Below are 23,808 nucleotides of genomic sequence, written 5' to 3'. Positions count from 1 at the left end.
ACCGTCGAAAGACCCCTACCGGGCGAGACACGCCCAGAAGCAGGAGTACGTCACCATGAGCAACCCCTTCGAGAACCCGGACGCCAGCTACTTCGTGCTCGTCAACGACGAGGGGCAGCACTCCCTCTGGCCCTCCTTCGTGGAGATCCCCGCCGGCTGGAGCACGGTGCACGGCGCGGACAACCGCCAGGCCTGCGTCGACTACATCGAGACGCACTGGACCGACCTGCGGCCGAAGAGCCTGGTGGAGGCCGCCGGCGGGGCGTGAGCCGCACCCCTCGGCACCGCCGGTGGCGGTACGGAGCCGTGCCGCGGCACGGCTCCGTACCGCCCTGCCCACACATCGAACACGATCGAGGATGAGTAGCCATGTCTGTCCCCCAGGCCGTCCGTCTGCCACTGACGGCTGCCCAGTCCGGTATGTGGTTCGCGCAGAGCCTGGCCCCGGATAACCCCATCTACACCGGCGGTCAGTTCCTGGACATCCACGGCCCCGTGGACCAGGAGCGGTTCGAGGCCGCGCTGCGGCAGGTGGTCCGGGAGACCGATGCGCTACGGGTCCGGTTCACCGAGGACGCCGACGGACCGTGGCAGCTCCTCGCCCCGGACCCCGACTGGCCCCTGCACACCCTTGACGTCAGCGGGGACCCCGACCCCCTGGCCGCCGCCGAGCGGTGGATGCACGCCGACCTGAGCCGGCGGTCCGATCTCACCCAGGACCTGCCGTTCTCCTTCGCCCTCATCAAGACGGCCCCCAACCGCCACCTGTGGTACCTCCGCTGCCACCACATCGCGCTCGACGGCTTCGGCGCCGCGCTCGTCGTGCAGCGGGTCGCCGAGCTCTATTCGGCTCTGGCCCGCGGCGAACAGCCCGGCGAGAGCCCGTTCGGACCGCTGCGCGCGCTGGTGGAAGGGGACGCCGCCTACCGGGCGTCGGAGAACTTCACCAAGGACAAGGAGTTCTGGTCCGGGCACGGCACCGACCGCCCCGAGCCGGTGAGCCTGGCCGCGGGGCAGCCCGCGATGCCGAGTCGGCTCATCCGCCGGACGGCCGAACTGAGCCCGGAGGCCACCCGGCTGCTGCGTGACGCCGCCGACGCCGCCGCGGTGACCTGGCCTGCGGCCGTCACCGCCGTCTTCGCCGCCTACTTGGGCAGCCTGACCGGCGCCCCCGAGGTGACGCTCGGCCTGCCCGTCACCGCCCGCCTCGGCAAGGCCGCCCGCAGCACCCCCGGCATGGTCTCCAACGTGCTGCCGCTGTGCCTGGCGGTACGCCCCGAGGCGCCCCTGTCCGAGCTGCTCGCTCACACCGCGGACGCGATGCGCCGGGCCATGCGGCACCAGCGCTACCGGTACGAGGACATCCGTCGCGATCTCGGCCTGCTCGCCGACGACCAGCACCTGGTCGGCCCGCAGGTCAACATCATGATGTTCGACGCCGAGCTGCGGTTCGCCGGGCACCCCGCCGTCCCGCACACCCTCAACCTGGGCCCGGTGGACGACCTCTCCGTGGTGGTGCGCGACCGGGCCGACGGCGGCCTGCGGATCGACTTCGAGGCCAACCCCGACCTCTACACCGCCGCTGAACTCGCCGCTCACCAGGACCGGTTCCGCACCTACGTGACGGCGCTCGCCGCCGCGGGCCCGGAGCGGCCCGTGGGCGGTGTCGAGTTGCTTTCGGCGGGTGAGCGGGGGTTGGTGCTCGGGGAGTGGGCTGGTGCGGGTGGGGTGGTTCCTGGGGATGTGACGTTGCCGGGGTTGTTCGAGGCTCAGGTGGTGCGGGCTCCGGACAGTACGGCTCTGGTGTTCGGGGAGGAGTCGGTTACGTATGGAGAGCTGAATGCGCGGGCGAATCGGCTTGCGCGTTTTCTGATCGCTCGTGGGGTGGGTCCTGAGCGGTTTGTCGCGGTGTCGTTGCCTCGTTCGGTGGATCTGGTGGTGGCGGTGCTCGCGGTGCTCAAGGCGGGTGGCGCGTATGTGCCGGTGGATCCGGATTATCCGGCTGAGCGGGTGGCGTATCTGCTCAAGGATTCGGCGCCGTCGTTTGTTCTGGATGGGGAGGCGTTCGCGGGGGCGGACGTGAGTGGTTTTGCTGATGTGGATGTGAGGGACGGGGAGCGGTTGGGTGCGCTGTCCGGGCTTTCGGCGGCGTATGTGATTTATACGTCGGGTTCGACGGGGCGGCCGAAGGGTGTGGTGGTTCCGCACGGGAATGTGGTGCGTCTGTTCTCGGCGACGGACCGGTGGTTTGATTTCGGTCCGGATGATGTGTGGACGCTGTTCCATTCTTTTGCTTTTGATTTCTCTGTGTGGGAGATCTGGGGTCCGCTGTTGCATGGTGGGCGTCTGGTGGTGGTGCCGTTCGCGGTGAGCCGTTCTCCGCAAGAGTTTCGGGCTTTGCTGGTGCGTGAGGGTGTCACGGTGCTGAGTCAGACGCCGTCGGCGTTCTATCAGCTGATGGCCGCGGACGGGGAGTGTGGTCCGGGGGACGGTGAGCTGGTGCTGCGCCGGGTGGTGTTCGGTGGTGAGGCGCTTGATCTGTGGCGTCTTGGGGACTGGTATGCGCGGCATGGGGATGCGGCGCCGGTCTTGGTGAATATGTATGGGATCACTGAGACGACGGTGCATGTGAGTTATGTGGCGTTGGATTCGGGCCGGGTGGCGGAGAATGCCGGCAGTGTGGTGGGCCGGGGTATCGCGGATCTTCGGGTGTATGTCCTTGACGGGGCGTTGCGGCCGGTTCCGGTGGGGGCGTCGGGTGAGTTGTATGTGGCGGGTGCGGGTCTGGCGCGGGGTTATTTGAACCGTGCGGGGCTTACCGGGGAACGGTTTGTGGCTGATCCGTTCGGGGTTCCGGGTACGCGGATGTACCGCACGGGTGATGTGGCGCGTTGGACGGCGCGGGGTGAGCTGGAGTTTCTGGGCCGGGCTGATGATCAGGTGAAGGTCCGGGGTTTCCGGATCGAGCTGGGTGAGGTCGAGTCGGTGCTGGCCGGTGCCGGTGGGGTGGGTCAGGCCGTGGTGGTGGTCCGTGAGGACAAGCCCGGTGACCGGCGTCTGGTGGCTTACGCGGTGCCGGACAAGGGTGTGGTGCTCGACCCGGCGGTGCTGCGTGCTCACGTCGCGGGCGCGGTGCCGGAGTACATGGTGCCCTCGGCGTTCGTGAGCCTGGACGCCCTGCCGCTGACCGGCAACGGAAAACTCGACCGCAAGGCACTCCCCGCCCCCGAGACCCCGGCGCCGACGGCCGGGCGCGGCCCGCGCACCCTTCAGGAGGAGATCCTGTGCGGGCTGTTCGCCGAGGTGCTCGACGTCACCCGCGTCGGCATCGACGACAACTTCTTCGACCTGGGCGGCCACTCGGTCCTGGCAACCCGGCTGCTGAAGCGGATCCAGAGCGTCCTGGGCGCGGAACCGACCATCCGCACCCTCTTCGAGGCCCCCACAGTGGCGCGGCTCGCGGCGCGCCTCGACGACGACGGCAGCCAGGGCGGCCCGCACGACGTTCTCCTCCCGCTGCGGCCCTTCGGCAGCAGAACCCCGGTCTTCTGCGTGCACCCCGCGGGCGGCCAGGCCTGGTGCTACTCGGGGCTCATCAAGCACCTGGGCCACGAGTACCCGCTCTACGGCCTCCAGGCACGCGGCCTCGACCGGCAGGAGGACCTGCCCCGCACCATCGAGGAGATGGCCGAGGACTACATCGCCCACATCCGCACGGTCCAGGCGGCCGGCCCCTACCGGGTGCTGGGCTACTCGGCGGGCGGCGTGATCGCCCACGCCATCGCGACCCGGCTCCAGCAGGACGGCGAGACGGTCGACCTGCTGGGCATCCTCGACACCTACCCCAACCAGCGGATGCCCCCCATCACCGAGCAGGACGTCCTCGCCGACATGCTCGACTGGGTCGGCTACGACCGCAGATACCTGGGCAAGGCGCCCCTGACCCACGCCCGCGTCACCCAGGTCCTGCACAAGATGGGCAGCGCTCTCGCCACCCTGGAGGAGCGGCACGTCGCGGCCATCGGAAAGGTGTACGCGAACATCAGCGACCTGTTCAACGCGTTCGAGCCCGGCTTCTTCGACGGCGACGCCCTGCTGGTCGTGGCAACCCTGGACAAGATCGACATCTCTCCGACCCCCGAGACCTGGAAGCCGCACGTCGGCGGCGAGATCCGGGTCCGCGAGGTCGACCACAGACACCAGGACCTGGTGAAGCCCGCGCCGCTCGCGGAGGTCGGCCGCATCCTCGCGGAGCGCCTCGCCGAGCTCGACGGCACGGCGGACCAGGCATGACGGCAACAGCGATGACGGCCCGGATCACGGACGTACCCCCGAGGGCCAGGAGAAAGGAATGCCGATGAGAGCCGACGACGTTGCGGGCGGTGCCGTGCGGGAAGAGCCGAACGCCGACTTCTATGCCTGGCTGCGGAAGATGAGGGAGACCGAGCCGGTCAGCTTCGACCCGACGAACGGCCTCTGGTCCGTCTTCGGGCACGCCGAGTCCGTACAGGTCATGGGCAGCCCGGACATCTTCGTCAATGACCTCTCCGAGATCACTCCGCCGCAGGAGGACTACGACGTCTTCTTCAAGGGGAACATCGCGGCGATGGACGACCCGCGCCACCGCAAGTTCCGGCAACTGGTCAGCAAGGTCTTCAGCGCCCGGTACATCGCCGGCCTGGAGGACAAGCTGACGGCCATCGCCATCGAACTCCTCGACCGGGTCGGGAGCCGCAAGCGGTTCGACCTGGCCAAGGAATTCGCCACCCCCTTCCCGGTCACGGTGATCGCCGACATCCTGGGCGCGCCCCGGCAGGACGGGCCCCGGCTCGCCGCGTGGGCCGACACCCTGCACGCGGGCGAGAACACCGGCGTGGAGGGCCTCATGCAGTCCGCCGAGGGGATCCGGCTGCTCAACGCCTACCTCTTCGACCTCATCGCACAGCGCCGCGCCGAGCCCGAGGACGACCTCGTCAGCCTGCTGATCGGGGCCGAGGTCGAAGGGCGCAGACTCGCCGACGACGAGATCGTCGGCTTCATCGGGGTCCTGCTCATGGGCGGGATCAGCACCACGGCCGCGCTGATCACCAACATCGTCCTGACCTTCGACCGGTTCCCCCAGCAGTGGGCCGAGGTACGCGCGGACCGCGCACTCGTACCGAAGGCCATCGAGGAGGTCGTCCGGCTCAACCCCTCGTTCAGCCAGTTCGTACGGATGGCCAAGACCGACACGGAGCTGGGCGGTGAACTCATCCCCGCCCACTCGATGGTGCGGGTCTGGGTCACGTCGGCGAACCGCGACGCGACGGTCTTCCCCGACGCGGAAAGCTTCGACCTGCACCGCGAGGGACCGCGCCACGTCGGATTCGGCCAGGGCCCGCACTACTGCATCGGTGCGCCGCTGGCCCGCCTGGAGGGCCGCATCGCCTTCAACCTGCTGCTCGACCGCTACCCCGAGTTCCGGGTCCTGCACGAGGCCGGGGTGGGCCTCCTGGACACCGCGGACATGATCGGCGCCTCGCGGCTCCCGGTGGCGGTCACCCGGACCGGCGGAGAGTGAGACAGCCATGCACATAGCCCTCTTCAACATCCCGGCGTACGGGCATGTCACCCCGACCCTCACCGTCGTCGCCGAGCTGGTGCGGCGCGGCCACCGGGTCAGCTACGCCGTCACCGAGGAGTTCGCCCCGCAGGTACACGCCACCGGGGCGCGCCTGGTGCCGTACACCACCACCCTGCCCTCGGCGACGAGGGCCGAGGACTGGCCCTGGGACGACCCGGTCGCCATGGCCGCCCTCGCCCTGGACGAGGCGATCGCCATCAGCCCCGGGCTCCAGGCGGCCTTCGACGCGGACCGGCCCGACCTGGTGCTGTACGACTTCGGGGCGCTCACCGCGCGGCGGCTGGCCCACCGCTGGAACGTGCCCGCCATCTGCCTGGCCTCGACCCACGTCTCCGACGCCGGCCCCGAGGAACGGGCGCAGGACCTGGCGAACATGGAGATCTGGCTCGCCGACGACCCCCGGTGGGCCGAACACCGCCGCCGGTTCCGGGAGTTCCTCGACGAGGGCGGCATGGACCTGCCGATCGACGACTACCTGGGGCTGCCGGAACGCTGCCTGGTCCCCATCCCCCGCGAGTTCCAGATCAACGGCGCGGCCGTGGACGCGCGCTACACCTTCGTCGGGCCGTGCATCGGAGGCCGGGAGTTCCAGGGCGAGTGGGCGGAGCCCGCCGCCGACGTGCCGGTGCTCCTCGTCGCCCTCGGCTCCGCGGGGAGCGAGCGGCCCGACTTCTACCGGCAGTGCGTGCGGGCCTTCGGCAACACGCCCTGGCAGGTCGTGATGTCGACCGGCGGGCTGGCCCCCGAGGCGCTCGGGCCGCTGCCCGCGAACGTCGAGGCGTACCCGTCGGTCCCGCAACTGCGGGTGCTGGCCCGCGCCGACGCCTTCATCACCCACGCGGGCATGGGGTCCGCCCTGGAGGCGATGTACCACGAGGTCCCGATGGTCGCCGTACCCCAGGTGAACGACCAGCTCGTCAACGCCGTACAGATCGAGGAACTCGGCCTCGGCGTGCGCGTGCCGCCCGAGGAGGTCACCCCCGAGCGACTGCGCAAGGCGGTCGACGACATCACCGCCGATACGGGAATCGCGGATCGCCTGGCCGCGATGCACCGGGCGATGGTGGCGGCCGGCGGAACACAGGCCGCCGCCGATTTCATCGAGCGCCACCTTCCCTGACCGGCCCCGGGGAATATTGGCAGGACCTTGCAGCGCGCCTGGAGTTCGCCGCGGAGCCTCGTGATGCTGTTCCTGTCGCGGAAATCCCATTCGGCCGAGTGAAGGTGTTCTGTATTCATGGCGAACGCGAAGGCGGGGAAATTCTGCTATCTCCTCGTGGAGAGCAAAGGACCCTGGGCAGGACCCTCCTGCGCCGGATTTCTCCGGGACGCTCATGAGCTGGCCGGAACCGGACAGGACGTGCGGCTGCTGCTGATCCAGGACGGTGTCGCGGCCGCGGTGGACGGGGCCCTCCCCGAGGCGCGGGAGCTGGCGGAGGCCGGTGCCGAACTGTGGGTGGACCGCTTCTCGCTCGGCCAGCGGGGCATCGCCGAGACGGCGCTGCTGCCGAAGGCCCGGCCCGTGGAGATGGCGGACATCTCCGCCCACCTCCTCGAACCGGACGTGAGGGTGGTGTGGCACTGAGATGCCGATCAAAGTCCCGCACACCGACGTCCTGCTGACCGTGATGGGCGCACCGCACGAGAGCGACCTCCTCACCACGGTTCTCCGCCTGTCCCAGTCCCTTCTCGACCAGAACGCGAAGGTCCAGATCTGGGCCTGTGGCTACGCGACGATGCTGACCCAGGTGGGCCTCGGCGAGAGCAAGCCACGCAACCTTGCCGCCTGGTCCACCGAATACCCCTCGCCGGCCGCCCTGGTCAGGGAGCTGATCGGCTCCTTCCCCGAGCACTTCCACTGGTACGCCTGCCGGTTCTGCAGCGACGACAGGGGCGCCGTCGCGCACCTCCCCGAGGTGCCGGTACGGGCCCCGGCCAAATTCGCCGAGCACGTCGCCGCCGCCGACAAGACGCTGTTCATGGGGGTGATGTGACAGTGACGAAGCCCCCGAGCGAGACCGTCGCGCACCCCGGTGCCGTGCCCTGCACACCAGTGCCCTACACGCCAGATGCCCGGCGGGCGCTCGCCATCATCGAACGGGCCCATCGGGGCGCCCTGGAGACCCAGTTCTCCGACGCCCTGTACTGCGCCTTCCTCTTCCACCGCCACCTCGGCGGCCTCGACGTACTGCTGCGCGGCCCCGCCGTCACCTATGCGTCACGCACCGCCCGGACGCCTCGGCTGCGCCTCGGCGACAGGGTGGTGGACACCCTCACCGAACCGCGCGGCGGCCTCGGCGTGCTCCTCGAAGCCGGGGTGAGGATCTGGGCCGAGGAACCCGGCCTGCGGGCCCACGGCCTCGATGGGGACGGCCCCGACGGGGACGGCCCGCTGCTCCCCGGCGTGGGGAGCGTCGCGGCGGGCGCCATGGCGGCCCGCTGGCCCGACTACCGCGCGGTGTTCTACCTGTGAACGGGGCCGTCGGCCTGCCCCGCCTGCCCGGATACGGAGTTCAAGGAGTGAATCGACGGTGAGCGCGATGGTCACTGAGGCGCGAGGCCCGGTCATCTCGGGGTGGTCCGCGGTGTCGCCGTACGGCATAGGCCGCGACGCCTTCGTCGAGGGCGCGAGGTCGGGCCGTACGACGGCCGTGACCCTGGACCCCGGCGAGTGGACAGGACCCGACGAACGGGCGTGCCTGGTCCCGGACTTCGACGTCCGCAGCGAGCTCGGCCGCAAGGGCACCCGCTCCATGGACCGGGTCACCGGCCTCGCCGTCACGGCGGTCGGCCGGCTGCTCGGCGACGCCGGGAACCTGGCCGGGGACGGGGGTGACGACGGCGCGGCGCTGGTGCTCGGCACCAACACCGGAAGCGCCCAGAGCATGATGGACTTCACCCGCGACACCTTCGTCCAGGACAAGCCCTACCTCGTCGACCCGGCCCGGTTCCCGAACACGGTGATGAACTGCGCGAGCGGGCAGTGCGCCATCCGCTACGGCCTCAAGGGCCCCAACGCGACGGTCGCGGCCGGACGGTCGTCCGGGCTGCTCGCGCTGAACTACGCGCGCCGACTGCTCGCGTCGGGCCGGGCGCGCACCGTGCTGTGCGGCGCGGTGGAGGAGTACTCGTCGGCCCGCTCCTGGCTGGAGCACCACACGCGGGAAGAGGGCGAGCCCGGCGCCGTCCTCGGTGAGGGCTGCGCGATGCTGCGGCTCAGCCCCGCGGACACGGTGGCCGAGGGCGAGGGTCTCGCCGAAGTGCTCGCCGTGGAAGCCGGCGTCATGGGCCCCGACGGGCCTGCGAGCGCCCTGGCGACGGGAGTCGAACGAGCCCTGCGGCGGGTCGGAGCCGATATGCGGGAGGTGGCGGCGGTGTCGCCGTCGGCTCCGGCGGGCGTGCTCGGCCAGCAGGAGAAGGCGGCGCTGACCACGCTGTTCGGCGGGACCGAGGTGCGCAGGCTGCCCCAGCCGAGCCTGATCGGGGACACCGCGGCGGCGACGGCGGCCTTCCAGGTGGTCTCGGTCCTCACGGCCGCGCAGGACGAGCCGGAGCTGCGCGGACGCATCGCGGTGATCACCTCCGTCGACCGCGACGGCACGGTCGCCTGCGCCCTGCTGCGGCTGCTCTGAGAACGCGCCCCCGCCATGGACTTGAGAGGACAGGACGAGGAATGGACAGCTTGAATGCCTAACGAGGACGAGTGGGATGCCATAGTCGTCGGCTCCGGACTCGGCGGCCTGGTGTGCGCCGCCTATCTGGCCGTCGGCGGACACCGGGTGCTGGTCCTCGAACAGCACGACGTCGCGGGCGGCAACAGCCATGTGTTCCGCAGGCGCCGCGCCTACGAGTTCGACGTGGGCGTCCACTACCTGGGCGACTGCGGACCGGACGGGGTGCTGCCGGCCATCTTCGGCGGCCTCGGCCTGGAGAAGCGCGTCACCTACCGGGAGATGGACCAGAACGGTTTCGACCGCATCGTGGTCCCCGGCCTCACGGTGGACATGCCGGCCGGCTGGGAGAACTACCGGCGGCGGCTGAAGGAGGCGCTGCCCCAGGACGCGGCGGGCATCGACACCTTCATCGACATCAACGCGAGCCTGGGCGCCGAGATGCGCGCGGCCCTGCTGTCGGCCGAGGAGCTCACCATCAACGAGCTGGTGCGCCGGACCCCGACCACCGTGCAGTGGGGACGGCGGCCGCTCGCCGAACTCTTCGCCCACTGCGGCCTGTCCGCGCGGGCCAGAACCGTCCTCGCGGCCCAGTCGCCGAACTACGGCATGGGCCCCGCCCAGGCCGGCGTCTCCATGCACGCGACCGTCACCGACCACTACGTGCGCGGCGCGTACTACCCCGAGGGAGGCGGCCAGATGCTGGCGGCCTCCCTGGTCGAGGTCCTCGAATCGCACGGCGGCGAGCTGCGCACCAAGAGCCGGGTGGAACGCATCGTCGTGGAGGACGGCAAGGTCACCGGCGTCGGCCTGACGGGCGGCGGGCTCCTCAAGGCCCCGCTGGTCGTCTCCAACGCCGACTACCGCAGGACCGTGCTCGACCTCGTCGGCGCCGAACACTTCCGGCGCAAGCTGGTCACCAAGACGCGTGACGCGAAGATGGGCCTGCCCTTCGCCACCCTCTACATCGCGCTCGACAAGGAACTCCCGGAACGCCCGAACGCCAACCTGTGGTGGTACCGGGACGACAACATCGACCGCTACTACGAGCAGTTGGCGAGCGGGGACGTCGACCCGGTGCCGTTCCTGTTCATGTCCTTCGCCTCCCTGAAGGACCCGGGCTCGCGCCACGTATGCCCGCCCGGGCACACCAACCTCCAGGTGATGACGCTCTGCCCGCCCGACTACGAGCGCTGGGGCGTCGAGACCGGTCCGGCCGACGGCGAGCGCTACCGGCGAAAGAGTGTCTACAAGGACCGCAAGGCCCAGCTCACCGAGGCGATGCTCGCAGCGGCGGAGGAGGCGATCGGCCCCTTCCGGGACAGCATCGTGCACCTGGAAGCGGCGACCCCGCTCACCCACGAGCGGTACACGCTCTCCACCGGCGGCACGCCCTTCGGCCTCGCGGAGTGGGGCGGCGCCGGCGCCCGCCCCGACACCCGGACCTCCGTCGAAGGACTGCACGTGGTGGGGGCCAACACCCGCTATGGAAGCGGGATCACCGGCGTCGCCGTCGGCGGCATCGCCTGCGCCGCACAGATCCTCGACCGCCGGCTGATGCACGAGGTGCACTCGGGCACGGTCCTGGCCGACACGGGCCTGCTGCCCGAGCGGCCGGAGGGCTGGGACCCGCTGGCGGTCTCCCGGGGCACGGCGCGCCGCACGGCGCGAGGCCTGGCCCGGATCGGCTGAACGGCATGCGGGCGCGACGGGCGCTTCGGGCCGAAACGGCGCCCGAGCCCCGAACGGAACGTGAAAGGCCCGCCACTGAGCGGGCGGCAGCCAAGCAGGAGTCTCATCTAGGGGCGGTGGATCGGTGAACAAGGACATGGCGATCGAGGCAGAGGGGCTGTACAAGCGGTACGGCGACCGAGAGGCGCTGAGCGGTCTCGACCTCGCGGTGCCGACCGGCACGGTGCTCGGCGTGCTCGGGCCCAACGGGGCGGGCAAGACGACCGCCGTGCGCATCCTGGCCACCCTGCTCGCCCCCGACGGCGGCCGGGCCAGGGTGGCGGGGTACGACGTGGCGGAGCAGCCCGCGGGGGTGCGCAGGCGCATCGGCCTTGCCGGGCAGTACGCAGCGGTGGACGAGCGGCTGACCGGCATGGAGAACCTGACGCTGATCGGCCGCCTCTACCGGCTCGGGCGCAAGAACGCCAAGAGCCGGGCCGCGGAGCTCCTGGAGCGGTTCGAGCTGACGTACGCCGCCGACCAGGAGACCAAGACGTACTCCGGCGGCATGCGCAGGCGTCTGGACCTGGCGGCCAGCCTGCTCGCCGACCCCGAGGTGCTCTTCCTCGACGAACCCACCACCGGCCTCGACCTGAACAGCCGGATGACGCTGTGGGCGATGGTCCGCGACCAGGTCGCCGCCGGGGTCACGGTGCTGCTCACGACGCAGTACCTGGAGGAGGCCGACCACCTCGCCGACCGGATCGCGGTGATCGACGAGGGACGGGTCATCGCCGATGGCACGCCCGACGAGCTCAAGCGCAAGGTGGGCGGCGAGCGGCTGGACATCAGCCTGTCCGACCCGGCCGACGCGCCCGAGGTGGCCCGGATCCTGGCCAAGGTCACCACGGGGGAGCCCGCCGTGACGGACGAGGACCGCAACGTGTCGGTGCCCGTGGTGGCCGGTATGGACACCATCGCCGACGCCGCGGCGGCCCTGCGCGACGCGGGCGTGCAGGTCTCCGACTTCGCCCTGCGCCGACCGTCCCTCGACGACGTGTTCCTCAGCCTGACGGGACGCGGGAACAGCCACGGGAAAAGCAAGGAGGAGGCGACATCATGACCGAGCTGGTCAGCGACACAATCGCCCTGACGGGCCGGCACATGCGGCACATCGCCCGGGTGCCGGAGAAGCTCATCGGCGTGACCATCGGACCCGTGGTCCTCGTCCTGATCTTCGGCTATCTCTTCGGCAGTGCGATGAACGCACCCGGCGGCAACTACCGTGAGTACATCATGGCCGGCATCTTCACCCAGGTGATGTTCTCCGCACTGGGGACCAGCGCCGCGGGTGTCGCCGACGACCTCCACAACGGTCTGGTCGACCGCTTCAGGTCGCTGCCCATGTCGCGGTACGCGGTCCTGCTCGGCCGTACCGTCTCGGACCTGACGATGACCGCGCTGAGCTGTGTGGTCATGGCGATCGTCGGCTCCCTCATCGGCTGGCGGGCCCACAACGGCATCCTCCAGACCGCCGCGGGCTTCGGGCTGCTGCTGCTCCTGGGCTTCACCATGTGCTGGATGGGCGCGCTCCTCGGCCTCCTCGTGCGCAGCCCGGAGGCGGTCAACTCGATCGCCATGCTGATGAGCATGCCGTTCACGTTCCTCTCCAACGCCTTCGTACCGCTCGACGGCCTGCCGCGCTGGCTACAGCTGATCGCCGAGTGGAATCCGATCAGCTCGGTGGTGAGTTCCTGCCGCCAGCTGTGGGGCAACCCGGGGACCTCGGTCAGCAACGCCCTTCCGGCGCAGTACCCCGTGCCCACCGCCCTGGTGGTGCTCGGCGTGATGCTCGCGATCGTGGCCCCGCTGGCCGCCCGCGCCTACCACCGGGCCGCCGCCCGCTGACAGCGGCGCACCCCGTACACGAGAGCGCCTCCCGGTCTTCGTCGACCGGGAGGCGCTCTTGTGTGCTCTCGTGCGCGGAACAGGACCTCGGCGCGCCGGCGTCAGTGCCGTGCGGCCGCCGTCGCGAGGGAGCGGCGGTAGCGGAGCGCGGCGATGGTGAAGAGGACACCGCCGATGACGAAGTAGAGGTCGGTGGCGGTGGTCGACCACTCCGTGTACGCGGTCGGGTCGGCGTCGCCGGAGACCTGCTCCTCGGAGAGGCCGGTGAGCCCGTCCTCCATCAGGCCGGTGTGGCGGACCACGCTGTCGAGGACCCCCGCCACGCCGCGCACGAGGAGCAGGACGGCCCCCGTCCAGGTGCAGCAGTGCAGGATCCAGCGGGGGACGACGCGGCCCCAGGGCCGGTGGAGCGCGAACGGGACGACGGCGCCGACCAGGAACATGACGCTGATCACCGCCGCGAAGATCCAGTCGCCGACGGTCTTGGTCTGCGGCACGGTGGCGCTCGCGTCACCGAAGCCGAACGTGCCGCCGAAGTACCAGTAGACGTGGAAGGCGGTGAAGACGATCACCCAGGTGAACGTCGCGTGGCAGATCGTGCGCAGTGCGTCCGGTGAGGCCGCCGGGTCGGTGCCGGCCGTCCGGGTCTTCTGTGCCGCGGTCATCAGTGAGCACCCTTCTGGGTTGCCGGAGCTGTCCGTGTCCGGCGGGCGTAGGAGCGGGTCGTGGGGACCAGGAACAGCGCGCCGACGAAGAAGAACGAGTTGACCGCCAACGTGCTCCAGAACTCGCCCGCCGACATCTTCGGGACCGACGAGTCGAAGACGCCGACCACACCCCGCGGGGTGATCTGGGTGGCGACCAGGAAGTTCTCGACCATCCCCGGGGCCCCGCGGACGACCAGGAGCACACAGCCGACGGTGAGCGGGAAGAGGATCAGGCGGCGGGGCAGGCCCTGTCCCCAGGGGCTGACCGTGGCCAGGGCGAACACCGCGCCGACCACGGACATGAAGATGATCAACGAGTCGTAGATGATGAACGCGGTGTAGCCCCAGGGGCCGGCGGTCTCCACGTCCGAGCCGGGGAAGATCGCCATCCAGATGTGCCAGACGGCCGAGGCCGACATCCAGACGAAGGTGGCCTGCGGGGCGTGGCGGGCCCAGGAACGGCCCTTGGCGTCACTCATGACGCTCATCCTCTCCGCGGGCCGGAGAGCGGACATCGATCCCCAGGACGATCCGCCTCCGCCCGGCGGGTTAGGACGGTGCGGCCCTGGGCTGACCCGGCCTCCCGCTCGGAGCCTGTGTCATGCCGCATGTGCGCCATCGGCCAGCGTCTTCTCGATCAGGTCCGCGGCCTCGGCGGCGCCCCCGGTCGCCCGTATCCGCAGCTTGAGCGCGGCCAGACGCTCGGCCGCGCTCGCGTCGTCGACCAGGCCGAGGACCTCCGCGCGCAGCCGCTGCGGGGTCACTTCGTCGGGCGGCAGGTGCCGGCCGATGCCGCGGGCGGCGAGGATTGCGGCGTTGTCGAGCTGATCGAACCCCTGGGGCACGGCCACCATGGGGACGCCGAAGTACAGGCCCTCAAGGGTGGAGCCCATGCCGCCGTGGGTGAGGAACGCGTTCGCCCGGGCGAGGACCTGCAACTGGGGGACGGCGCTGTGGAGTTCCACGTTGAGAGGGAGAGGGCCGAGGTCCTGCGGGCGGATGTGCGCGCCGGTCACCATCACCACATGCCACTCGGTCCCGCCGAACGCCTCCACACAGCTCCGGTAGAAGGGCAGTGAGTTGTTGTAGACGGTGCCGAGGGAGGCGAGGAGAACCGGACGGTCGTCGTCCGGCGCGGTCCAGTCGCCCTGGAATCTCCGCTCGTCGAGACAGGGCCCGACGAAGTCGTACCGGTCGTCGAGCGTCTCGGCGTCCTTCTGGAACTCGCGGGGCAAGGTGACGAGACAGCGGTTCGCCCGGCCACGGTAGATGAACTCGTCGATCGGGATCCCGATGCCGTTCGTGTCCAGGAACTCCTGGAATCGGCGCCGGTGGTCGGTCCAGTCGGGGTCGTCGGCCAGGAATTCATAGTAGGGCGCCAGTTCCTCGACGACGTCGGGCCCCATGACGTGCGTCGGTGAGGTCCGCACCGAGGGCACCCCCCACCGGTGGGCCAGAATCTGTCCGGCGAAGGAGGCGTAGTCGAAGAGCACCAGATCCGGGCGGTCCGCCTCGAACGCCGCCGCCAGGACGGGAAGGGCGGCGACCGAGTCGTTCAGGAACACGTCGGACATCGCCACGGCGTCGTCGAGGGGAAAGCGCTCACCGCGTTCCGGCGCGGGGAAGGTGGACGGGCACAGGACGGGGGTGGCCCCCGCCGCGGCCACCCGGGGGGCGAACTCCGCACTCGTCGCGTAGCTGACCCGGTGGCCGCGCCGGACCAGATCGGCCACGATCGCCAGGGTCGGATTGATGTGTCCGGCGGCCGGAATGCTGAAAACCGCGACATGGGCGGCAGGGGAGGGCATCGAAAGGCTTCTTCCGTCGAGCTGGCAGGTTGCTGCCAGGGCCGCAGGCGGCATGCGCTGCTCGGCGTGCGGATTCCGCTCGGGCCCTGCCATGTCCCGCGTGGGTACGGAAGAACAGTTACGGGCCCGCTCCGGCACTGTCCAGACGCCGGACAGCTTGCTGCCACAGCGCTGCGGGCAGGCGCGAGAGATGCCTACGTTGGACCCTCTGATCGCTTCGTGGAGCAGGTCTCACTGAGAAATGAAAGTCGCCGAGTACGTAACTGGCAGTGTCGTTTTCGTTGTCTTTCTCATGGCGTTCGCTAAAGGGGCGGGCCGTCTTCTCGGACTGCGGGTCGGTTTTATCAGGGCGTTTTTCGCCGGGATGGTGGGCATAGCGGCGCTCGGGCTCTTCAGCCTCGTGATGCAGCGCCCGGAACAGGGCGGGTTTCTGACCAGCGTCCAGTTCGGCAGCACCTTCGTCGTCGCCATGGGCTTCCTGGCCGTCACGGAGATCTTCCTGCCCGGCGACACGGGCCGCCCGCTGGGGTGGCTGCGCGGGCTGCGGGCCCGGCTCGCCCGGACGCGCCGCTACTCCCACATCAGCTCCATCGCCATACGGCACGGCCTCCGGCCCTATCTGCGCGGGCGGCGCGGCGCCGCCGACGACGCCAGGCCGGGCCGCTACGACCGCCTCGCCCGGCCGCTGCGGCTCGCGTTCGAAGAGGGCGGCGTGACCTTCGTCAAGCTGGGCCAGATGCTCTCCACCCGCGACGACCTGCTGCCACCGGCGTTCGTCCTGGAGCTCAGCAGGCTCCAGTACCAGGTGCCGCCGCAGCCCTGGCCCGAGGTCGAGGCGGTGCTCGTCCAGGAGTACGGCAGGCCGGTCGACGAGGTCTTCGCGGAGTTCGACCCGGAGCCGCTGGCCGCCGCGTCCGTCGCCCAGGTCCACCTGGCCCGCCTGAAGTGCGGCAGCGAAGTGGTGGTCAAGGTCCAGCGGCGCGGGATCCGGGCCATGGTGGAACGCGACCTGGAGATCGTCTGCCGGATGTCCGCGATGCTGGAGGTGCGCACCCGCTGGGCCCACACCCTCGGGCTCGGGGAACTCGCCGACGGGTTCGCCCGGTCCGTGACCGAGGAGCTCGACTTCCGGATCGAGGCGCGCAACCTGGCGACGGTCACGGCCGCCTGGGCCCGGCGCTCCGGGGGCGCGGGCACGGGCAAGGGCGCGGCCGTCCGGCTGCCGATGGCGTACGAGGAACTCTCCAGCGAACGCGTACTGGTACTGGAGCGGTTGCCGGGAAGCCCCATCAGCTCGGCCTACGAGCAGTTCGACACCTTGGCCGTGGACCGGCACGGCCTCGCCTGCGGCCTGCTGGACAGCACCCTCCAGCAGGTCCTGGTCGACGGCACGTTCCACGCCGACCCGCACCCCGGGAACATCCTGCTGCTCGACGACGGCAGCCTCGGGCTGATCGACTTCGGCTCGGTCGGCAGGCTCGACGAGCGGCTGAAGTCCGGGCTGCGCAGCCTGCTGCTCGCCGTGAAGCAGGGAGACGCCGGAATGCTGTGCGACGCCCTGCTCGGTGTGGTGTCCCGCCCCGAGGACATCGACGAACAGCGCCTCGAACGCGACCTCGGCCGCTTCATCGCCCGCCACCTGGCGCCCGGCATCGCCCTGGACCTCCAGGTCTTCACGCAGCTGCTGCGCCTGGTGTCGGACCACGGCCTCGCGGTGCCACCGGAAGTCGCCACGGTCTTCCGGGCGTTCGGCACCCTGGAGGGCACCCTGACCAGGATCTCACCGGGGTTCGACATGATGGCCGAGTCCCAGGTCCTGGTCGGCGAGGGGCTCTCCGTGACCAGCGCCGATTCGGTGGGCGAGGCGGTGGGCGGTGAGCTGTTCGACGTACTGGCTCTGATGCGGCGGATGCCGCGCCGCCTCGACCGGGTCACCAGCGCCCTGGAGCAGGGCCGGCTCACCGTCGGCGTCAGACTGTTCGCCGACGCGCGCGACCGCCACTACGTCAAGTCGCTGGTCCACGACGTCCTGCTCACCTTCGTCGGCGCGACGACCGGCATCCTGGGGGCGATCCTGCTGAGCATCCGGCGCGGCCCGATGCTCACCGACGACCTGGGGCTCTTCGAGCTCTTCGGCTACAACCTGTTCGTGGTCTCGGCGATGCTCCTGATGAGAGTCCTGTTCGACATCTCCCGGCCGCACCGCTGAGCGCCGGCCCGTACCCCGTCCTGTCTGTCAGTGTCCGCCCGGCCGCACCGGCCAGAACAGCTCCGCCCGTACGCCGCCGGAGGCGTGGCCCGCGGCGTGCCGGTCGAAGGACGGCCGGAAGTCCTCCCCCGACGGCCAGAGCATGGAGTGCTGGGAGCGGTACTCCTCGATCGCCCGGTACTTGGCCTCCCAGGCGGCGTCCGACGCCGGTTCGGCCACCGGGGCGGCGAACCCGCCCGCGCTCAGCAGCTCGGGCCGCTCCTCCGTCTGGTGCGCGTACGGCAGGTCCTCCCAGCACTGGACCGGCACCGCGGCACCGACCGCCGAAAGGACGGCGTCCCGGGTGCGGCGGTGGTCGATGTGCTCACCCACCGCCGCGCAGGTCAGCACCAGATCGGGCCGCTCCTGCGCCACCTGGTCCACGACCGCGTCGGCGAGGCGGGCGATCAGGTCCGGCTCGTCGTCGGCGTCGTACTCCTGGGACGTGCCGCCGATGTCCATCAGCCATGAACCGTCCCTCCCGGTCCGGTAGATGACGTCGAGGAAGGGGCCGTGCACCGGCTCGACGCCCAGCAGCCCGAGAGCTCTGCGGTCCTCCAGATGACGCTGCGGCACGGGGTCGTCGCCAAGCTGCCACTCCGCGTGGAACAGCTCGGCCAGCGTCGAGTGGGGCGGAGCGGGCGCTCCGGCGAACAGGGTGACGACGGTCACGGTCGCGCCCTGCCGGGCCAGTTCGAAGAGGCGGGCGCCGGCGGACAGGACGGCGTCGTCGAGATGGGGTGATATCGCGAGTACGTGGGACACGCATGCCTCCGGACAGGGCATAGGGGACGGGGAGGGGTGAAGAGCTCGGAACGGGGATCGGCGAGGGGGTAGCGAGCCGCCCGCCGCCGGACGGTCGTCCGGCGACGGGCGGGGGAAACCGCGAGGTGCGGTGGTGGGATCTAGGTGGTGCCAGGTGCGGCAGGCGCCGTCAGGATTGGCTGCCGGTGGTCACCGGCTCCTTGTCGGTCTCGGCGGCGGGCCGCTGTGCCACCGGCTGCCGACGGTTGCCGGGCCACCAGGCCTTCGGACCGATCAGCACGGTCACCGTCGGCACCAGGAGCAGCGCCATCACGAACGCGGTCAGCATGATGCCGAACGCCACGGCGAACCCGAGCTGTTGGAGCATCGTGTTGCCGGCCAGCATCAGCACACCGAAGGTGCCGGCCAGGATGACGGCCGCGGAGCCGATCGTCGGCGCCGACTGGGAGACGGCGAGTCGCACGGCCTCGGCCGGGGCCCTGCCGTTCTGGATCTCCTCCCGCAGCCGCGCCACCATGAGGATGTTGTAGTCGGTGCCGATCGCGACCACGAAGAGATACACGATGATCGGCAGCATGAAGAGCAGTCCGTGCTCGCCCTTGATGTCCTGGAAGAGCCAGACGGTCGAGCCGAGCGTGGCGGCGAAGCCGAGACCGACGGCGGCCATCAGATAGAGCGGGGCGATGACGCTGCGCAGCAGCAGGCCCAGGATGATCATGATGGCGAGTCCGGCGACCGGGAAGACGAGCTTGTAGTCGTGCTCGACCGCGGTCTCGATGTCGGCGAGCACCGCCGTCTGCCCGCCCACCAGCGCCCTGGTGCCGTCCGGGGCGCTCTGGTGCGCCGCGTCCCGCAGGTCGCCGGAGACCAGGTCGATCGCCTGCTCCGACGCGGGCCGGTACTTCAGGACCACGCTGAACAGGGCCACGTCGCCCTTGGGGCTGAGCTGGGCGGGCGCGACCTCGCCGACGCCCTCGACCTCGGCGAGCGACTTCTTGACCGCGTCGAGGCCGGCCTGCTCCAGCTTCGCCCCGCCGCGGGACTCGACGTACACCTGGCTGGGGTCGCTCTCACCGGCGGCGAAACTCTGCTGGAGATCCTTCATCGCCTGCACCGACTCAAGGTTCTCGGGCAGCGAACTCTCCTGGTCCCACTCCGACTTGAAGCTCAGCGCGCCCACGGCGAGCGCGGCGAGCAGCGCGGTGGAGAGGACGGCGACCGCCGCGGGGCGCCGGGAGACCAGCCGGCCGAGGCCGTTGGACAGCTTGTTCTTGGGCGTGCGCTGCCAGGCCTTGGAGGGCCAGAACGCCTTGGTGCCGAGCAGCGAGAAGACCGCGGGCACCAGGGTCAGCGCGGCGACGAGCGTGACGGCGACCGAGATGGCGAGCGAGGGGCCCATGGACCGCAGGCTGCCCAAGGTGGACAGGGCCAGGGCGAGGAAGGCGACCATCACCGCGCCGGCGGCGGAAGCGATGGTCTCGCCGACCCGGGTGACGGCGTCGATCAGGGCCTGCTTGGGCTCCTGGCCGGCGCGCAGGTGCTCGCGGTACCGGAAGAGCAGGAACAGGATGTAGTCGGTGCCGACACCGAAGAGCACGACGATCAGGATCGCGGTGTTGCCGCTGTCGGCCTCCAGCCCGAAGACCTTGCTGGCCGTGGCGATCAGGGCGGTGGCCATCATGAACATCACCATGATCATGAAGACCGGCAGCACGGCGATCAGCGGGCTGCGGAAGATGGCGCCGAGCAGCACGACGATCAGTACGAGAGTGGCCATCATGATCATGGCGTCGGTGTCGCCGGCCGACTCCGTGGCGTCCAGGTTGGTCGCCGCGGGGCCGGTGACGCCCATCTTCAGGGAAGTGCCCTCAAGGAGCTCCTCGCTGTCCGCGCGCATGCTCTTGACCGACTCGCCGGCCTCGTCGCCGGGTTCCTTCTCGGTGGAGAGGACGTTGGCGAGCGCGATCCTGCCGTCCTTGGAGACGGCCTCGGGGCCGGTCCGTACCGCCTTGAAGGTCTCGTACTTCTTGGCGTCGAGAGCGCCGGCGATCTCCTTGATCTCGGCCTTGTCGGCCTTGGAGAGCGGTGCTCCGTCGGTCCGCTGGAAGACCACGATGGCCGCCGCGGTGTCCTGCTCCGGGAAGGCGCGCTCCTGGATCTCGCCGACCTGGACCGACTCGTAGTGCGAGGGGAGGAAGTCGGCCTGGTCGGTGCTGGATTTGAGTTCGGGGGCCAGGCCGGTGAGGGCGACCGCCGCGACAATCCAGGCCGCGATGGTCAGCCAGGGCCGTTTGACGGAAAACCGTCCTATCCGTCCGAACATGACGCTCCTTTTGAATGGCGTTGACGAGCCGCACGTCTCACCCCGCCGAACCCCGTGGCGAATGTGGGGAAGTCCGGGAAAGGGCTCCAGGTGAAGCGACCGCGAACGCCGCGGAGGCCACTCCGTGCGACGCGCGGCACAGTGCCCGCCAAGTCTCGGGCATCACCCGCAGGCGGTCCCTCCGGACGGCTGGCTCTGTCAGCTTGTTGACAGAGATCACGGGCCGCTCGGGCGGTTTTGCTCGGAATCCACCGGTCCGGTGTCCTCTTGCGGACAGACGGGACCGCATTCCTGGGCCGCCCCGCCCGGCGTTTCTACGCTCTGGAGCGGAGTGTCACGGCCGTAGGAGAAGCGGCCCGGAGGAGGGTCGGATGGCCACACTGACGGCACATGTGCGAGGGCACTCGTTCTTTTCCCGGCTCGCCGTGCGGGAGAAGAGACTGGGGCGCCGGCTGCTCCGCGACGCGGACCTGGTGGAGGCGCGCCTGGAGGAGTGCGCCGCGCAGGCGACGGACCCCCGGGTCACCGCGGTCGTCGGCCATCTCGTCGCGGCGGGCGGCAAGCGGATGCGTCCGCTGCTCACCCTGCTGGCGGCCGAGTTCGGCACCCCATCGGCCCCGGGCGTCATCGACGCCGCCGTGGTCGCCGAGTTGGTGCACACCGCCTCGCTCTACCACGACGACGTGATGGACCGGGCCGTCGTCCGGCACGGGGTGCCCAGCGTCAACGCGCAGTGGGGCAACGCCGTCGCCGTCAAGGCGGGCAACTGGCTCCTGGCCCGGGCCGCCCGGATCTCCGCGGGCCTGGACTACACGGCGGTCACGCTCCAGGCCGAGGTCTCGGAGCGGCTGATACGCGGCCAGATGCAGGAACTCGTGGGACCGGCCTGCCCCGATGACCGGCTCTCCCACTACTTCGGCGTGATCTCCGACAAGTCGGCGGCCCTGCTCGCCTTCTCGCTGCGCCTCGGGGCGCTCCAGGCCGGTGCGCCCGCGCACATCGGCGACGCCCTCGGAGAGTACGGGGAGCAGCTCGGCATCGCGTTCCAGATCTCCGACGACCTGATCGACATCACCTCGTCCTCCTCGCTCCTGGGCAAGGAGCAGGGTCAGGACCTCGCGCTCGGTGTCTGTAGCCTCCCGGTCCTGCTCGTCCTGACCGACACCGACCCGCGCAACGACGAGCTGCGCGCCCTCCTCTCCGATGTGGCGGGCGTGCGGGGCGAGAACCACCGCAGGGCTCTGGCCCTGCTCCGCGAGTCACCGGTCCTGGACCGGGTGCGCTCGATCATGGACGAGCACCTGGACAAGGCTCGTTCGGCCCTCGCCGAACTGCCGGCCGGCCCGCCCCGCCGGGCCCTCGACGCGCTCTGTGACTTCGTGGCCGCACGGCAGCAGTGACCGACACCGGACACGGAGAGGCGCAGGATGGGGAACGACTCATGACGCAGGACACCGGCACCATGCGTGAACGCACGGCCGAGCTGCGGGAGATCAAGGACGGGGCGGCACGCGGCAGCGAGAAGGCCACCCGCCAGCAGCACGCCAAGGGGAAACTGACGGCCCGGGAACGCATCGCGCTGCTCTTCGACGAGGGCTCGTTCCAGGAGGTCGAGGCGCTGCGCAGACACCGGGCGACCGGCTTCGGCCTGGAGGACAAGCGGCCGCACACGGACGGCGTCGTGACCGGTTGGGGCACGGTGGAGGGCCGTACCGTCTTCACCTACGCCCACGACTTCCGGATCTTCGGTGGCGCCCTGGGCGAGGCGCACGCCACCAAGATCCACAAGATCATGGACATGGCCATCGCGGCCGGCGCGCCGCTGGTCTCCCTCAATGACGGCGCGGGCGCTCGCATCCAGGAGGGCGTCTCGGCCCTGGCCGGGTACGGCGGCATCTTCGAGCGCAACACCCGGGCGTCGGGTGTCATCCCGCAGATCAGCGTGATGCTGGGCCCGTGCGCGGGCGGCGCCGCGTACAGCCCGGCGCTCACGGACTTCGTCTTCATGGTCCGCGAGACCTCGCAGATGTTCATCACCGGACCCGACGTGGTCCGCGCGGTGACCGGCGAGGAGATCTCCCAGAACGGTCTGGGCGGCGCCGACGTGCACGCCGAGACCTCGGGCGTCGCGCACTTCGCGTACGACGACGAGGAGACCTGCCTGGCCGAGGTCCGCTATCTGCTCTCGCTGCTGCCGGACAACAACCGGCAGACCCCGCCCACCGTTCCCGCGGGCGACCCGGCGGACCGGCGCTGCGAGGCCCTCCACGACCTGGTGCCCACCGACGGCAACCGCCCCTATGACATGCGCCGGGTCATCGAGGAGCTCGTGGACGACGGCGAGCACATGGAGGTCCACGAACGGTGGGCGATCAGCGTCATCTGTACGCTGGCCCGGCTCGACGGGCAGGTGGTCGGCATCGTCGCCAACCAGCCGCAGTCGCTCGCCGGGGTCCTGGACATCCACTCGTCGGAAAAGGCGGCACGCTTCGTCCGGTTCTGCGACGCCTTCAGTATTCCGCTGGTCACGCTCGTGGATGTGCCCGGCTTCCTGCCGGGCGTCGGCCAGGAGCACGGCGGGATCATCCGGCACGGCGCCAAACTCCTCTACGCCTACTGCGACGCGACGGTGCCGCGGATCTCGGTCGTGCTGCGCAAGGCCTACGGCGGCGCGTACATCGTCATGGACTCCCGCTCGATCGGCGCCGACCTCTCCTACGCCTGGCCCGCCAACGAGATCGCGGTGATGGGCGCGGAGGGCGCCGCCAACGTCGTGTTCCGCCGGCAGATCGCCGCGTCGGACGACCCCGAGACCACCCGCGCCCAACTGGTCAAGGAGTACAAGGCCGAGCTGATGCACCCGTACTACGCCGCCGAGCGGGGTCTGGTCGACGACGTGATCGACCCGGCCGAGACCCGGCAGATCCTCATTCGCTCGCTGAAGATGCTGCGGGAGAAGCACGCCCCCCTGCCGGTGCGCAAGCACGGCAACCAGCCCGCCTGACGGGCGAGGAGGGCCTTCTTGCCCTTCTTTTCACGTGGTGAGGTGGAGAACGCCGTGGGGCGGGAGACCGGTAGAAGTCT

19 protein-coding genes are annotated in these 23,808 nt (G+C 70.5%); 14 read left to right on the top strand and 5 right to left on the bottom strand.

What is annotated here, in order from left to right; translation table 11 throughout:
• Positions 1 to 55: 55 nt before the first annotated feature.
• From ACRAKF_RS19790 to ACRAKF_RS19740, 11 genes are all read left to right on the top strand, one after another.
• On the top strand, positions 56 to 268 hold the full coding sequence (locus tag ACRAKF_RS19790; RefSeq protein ID WP_447038501.1) for an MbtH family protein: 213 nt from the start codon (positions 56 to 58) through the stop codon (positions 266 to 268).
• A gap of 101 nt (positions 269 to 369) precedes the next feature.
• Positions 370 to 4,293 (top strand): amino acid adenylation domain-containing protein, encoded by a 3,924-nt coding sequence (locus ACRAKF_RS19785; RefSeq protein WP_447038500.1) that lies wholly within the window; start codon positions 370 to 372, stop codon positions 4,291 to 4,293.
• 64 nt (positions 4,294 to 4,357) lie between these two features.
• On the top strand, positions 4,358 to 5,560 hold the full coding sequence (locus ACRAKF_RS19780) for a cytochrome P450 (RefSeq protein ID WP_447038499.1): 1,203 nt from the start codon (positions 4,358 to 4,360) through the stop codon (positions 5,558 to 5,560).
• A 7-nt stretch (positions 5,561 to 5,567) separates the two neighbouring features.
• Positions 5,568 to 6,743, top strand: coding sequence for a macrolide family glycosyltransferase (locus ACRAKF_RS19775; protein ID WP_447038498.1), 1,176 nt, complete (start codon positions 5,568 to 5,570; stop codon positions 6,741 to 6,743).
• Positions 6,744 to 6,860: 117 nt separating this feature from the next.
• Positions 6,861 to 7,208, top strand: coding sequence for a DsrE family protein (locus tag ACRAKF_RS19770; protein ID WP_447038497.1), 348 nt, complete (start codon positions 6,861 to 6,863; stop codon positions 7,206 to 7,208).
• A gap of 1 nt (position 7,209) precedes the next feature.
• Entirely contained in the window at positions 7,210 to 7,617 is a 408-nt protein-coding gene (locus ACRAKF_RS19765; RefSeq protein ID WP_447038496.1) for a hypothetical protein, read from the top strand.
• A gap of 2 nt (positions 7,618 to 7,619) precedes the next feature.
• The gene (locus tag ACRAKF_RS19760; protein WP_447038495.1) at positions 7,620 to 8,096 is read left to right on the top strand and encodes a hypothetical protein; all 477 of its coding nucleotides are present in this window, start codon (positions 7,620 to 7,622) and stop codon (positions 8,094 to 8,096) included.
• Between the two features lie 67 nt (positions 8,097 to 8,163).
• Positions 8,164 to 9,255: a beta-ketoacyl synthase N-terminal-like domain-containing protein gene (locus tag ACRAKF_RS19755; protein WP_447042071.1), complete on the top strand. Its 1,092-nt coding sequence runs from the start codon at positions 8,164 to 8,166 to the stop codon at positions 9,253 to 9,255.
• A gap of 54 nt (positions 9,256 to 9,309) precedes the next feature.
• Positions 9,310 to 10,986 carry a phytoene desaturase family protein gene (locus ACRAKF_RS19750; RefSeq protein WP_447038494.1) on the top strand — a complete coding sequence of 559 codons (1,677 nt, stop codon included), beginning with the start codon at positions 9,310 to 9,312 and terminating at the stop codon, positions 10,984 to 10,986.
• Between the two features lie 136 nt (positions 10,987 to 11,122).
• Complete coding sequence (locus ACRAKF_RS19745) at positions 11,123 to 12,088, top strand: ATP-binding cassette domain-containing protein (protein WP_447038493.1); 966 nt, start codon at positions 11,123 to 11,125, stop codon at positions 12,086 to 12,088.
• Positions 12,085 to 12,873 (top strand): ABC transporter permease, encoded by a 789-nt coding sequence (locus ACRAKF_RS19740; RefSeq protein ID WP_447038492.1) that lies wholly within the window; start codon positions 12,085 to 12,087, stop codon positions 12,871 to 12,873. Before ACRAKF_RS19745 ends, ACRAKF_RS19740 begins: the two co-directional genes overlap by 4 nt.
• Positions 12,874 to 12,974: 101 nt before the next feature.
• Here the strand turns inward: ACRAKF_RS19740 and ACRAKF_RS19735 are convergent, their stop codons facing one another.
• The 3 genes from ACRAKF_RS19735 to ACRAKF_RS19725 form a co-directional block, all read right to left on the bottom strand.
• The gene (locus ACRAKF_RS19735; RefSeq protein WP_447038491.1) at positions 12,975 to 13,538 is read right to left on the bottom strand and encodes a DUF3995 domain-containing protein; all 564 of its coding nucleotides are present in this window, start codon (positions 13,536 to 13,538) and stop codon (positions 12,975 to 12,977) included.
• Complete coding sequence (locus ACRAKF_RS19730) at positions 13,538 to 14,059, bottom strand: hypothetical protein (RefSeq protein ID WP_447038490.1); 522 nt, start codon at positions 14,057 to 14,059, stop codon at positions 13,538 to 13,540. The genes ACRAKF_RS19735 and ACRAKF_RS19730 overlap by 1 nt, the downstream gene beginning before the upstream one ends.
• Before the next feature lie 120 nt (positions 14,060 to 14,179).
• Positions 14,180 to 15,388 (bottom strand): macrolide family glycosyltransferase, encoded by a 1,209-nt coding sequence (locus ACRAKF_RS19725; protein WP_447038489.1) that lies wholly within the window; start codon positions 15,386 to 15,388, stop codon positions 14,180 to 14,182.
• Positions 15,389 to 15,752: 364 nt separating this feature from the next.
• Between ACRAKF_RS19725 and ACRAKF_RS19720 the strand changes: the two genes are divergently transcribed.
• A complete protein-coding gene (locus tag ACRAKF_RS19720) occupies positions 15,753 to 17,597 on the top strand; it encodes an ABC1 kinase family protein (protein WP_447038488.1) in 1,845 nt (614 codons plus the stop codon).
• Positions 17,598 to 17,624: 27 nt separating this feature from the next.
• Here the strand turns inward: ACRAKF_RS19720 and ACRAKF_RS19715 are convergent, their stop codons facing one another.
• Together ACRAKF_RS19715 and ACRAKF_RS19710 are read right to left on the bottom strand one after the other, a co-directional pair.
• Positions 17,625 to 18,401, bottom strand: coding sequence for a PIG-L deacetylase family protein (locus tag ACRAKF_RS19715; protein WP_447038487.1), 777 nt, complete (start codon positions 18,399 to 18,401; stop codon positions 17,625 to 17,627).
• A gap of 169 nt (positions 18,402 to 18,570) precedes the next feature.
• Positions 18,571 to 20,724, bottom strand: a complete 2,154-nt coding sequence (locus tag ACRAKF_RS19710; protein WP_447038486.1) for an MMPL family transporter — start codon at positions 20,722 to 20,724, stop codon at positions 18,571 to 18,573.
• A gap of 371 nt (positions 20,725 to 21,095) precedes the next feature.
• Between ACRAKF_RS19710 and ACRAKF_RS19705 the strand changes: the two genes are divergently transcribed.
• Positions 21,096 to 22,124 (top strand): polyprenyl synthetase family protein, encoded by a 1,029-nt coding sequence (locus tag ACRAKF_RS19705; protein ID WP_447038485.1) that lies wholly within the window; start codon positions 21,096 to 21,098, stop codon positions 22,122 to 22,124.
• Between the two features lie 41 nt (positions 22,125 to 22,165).
• Complete coding sequence (locus ACRAKF_RS19700; protein WP_447038484.1) at positions 22,166 to 23,728, top strand: acyl-CoA carboxylase subunit beta; 1,563 nt, start codon at positions 22,166 to 22,168, stop codon at positions 23,726 to 23,728.
• Positions 23,729 to 23,808: the final 80 nt, after the last annotated feature.

This window comes from Streptomyces sp. DSM 118878 (genome assembly GCF_052936595.1).
Note: the sequence above shows the minus strand (reverse complement) of the source record. Positions and strands in the feature narration are given on the sequence as shown.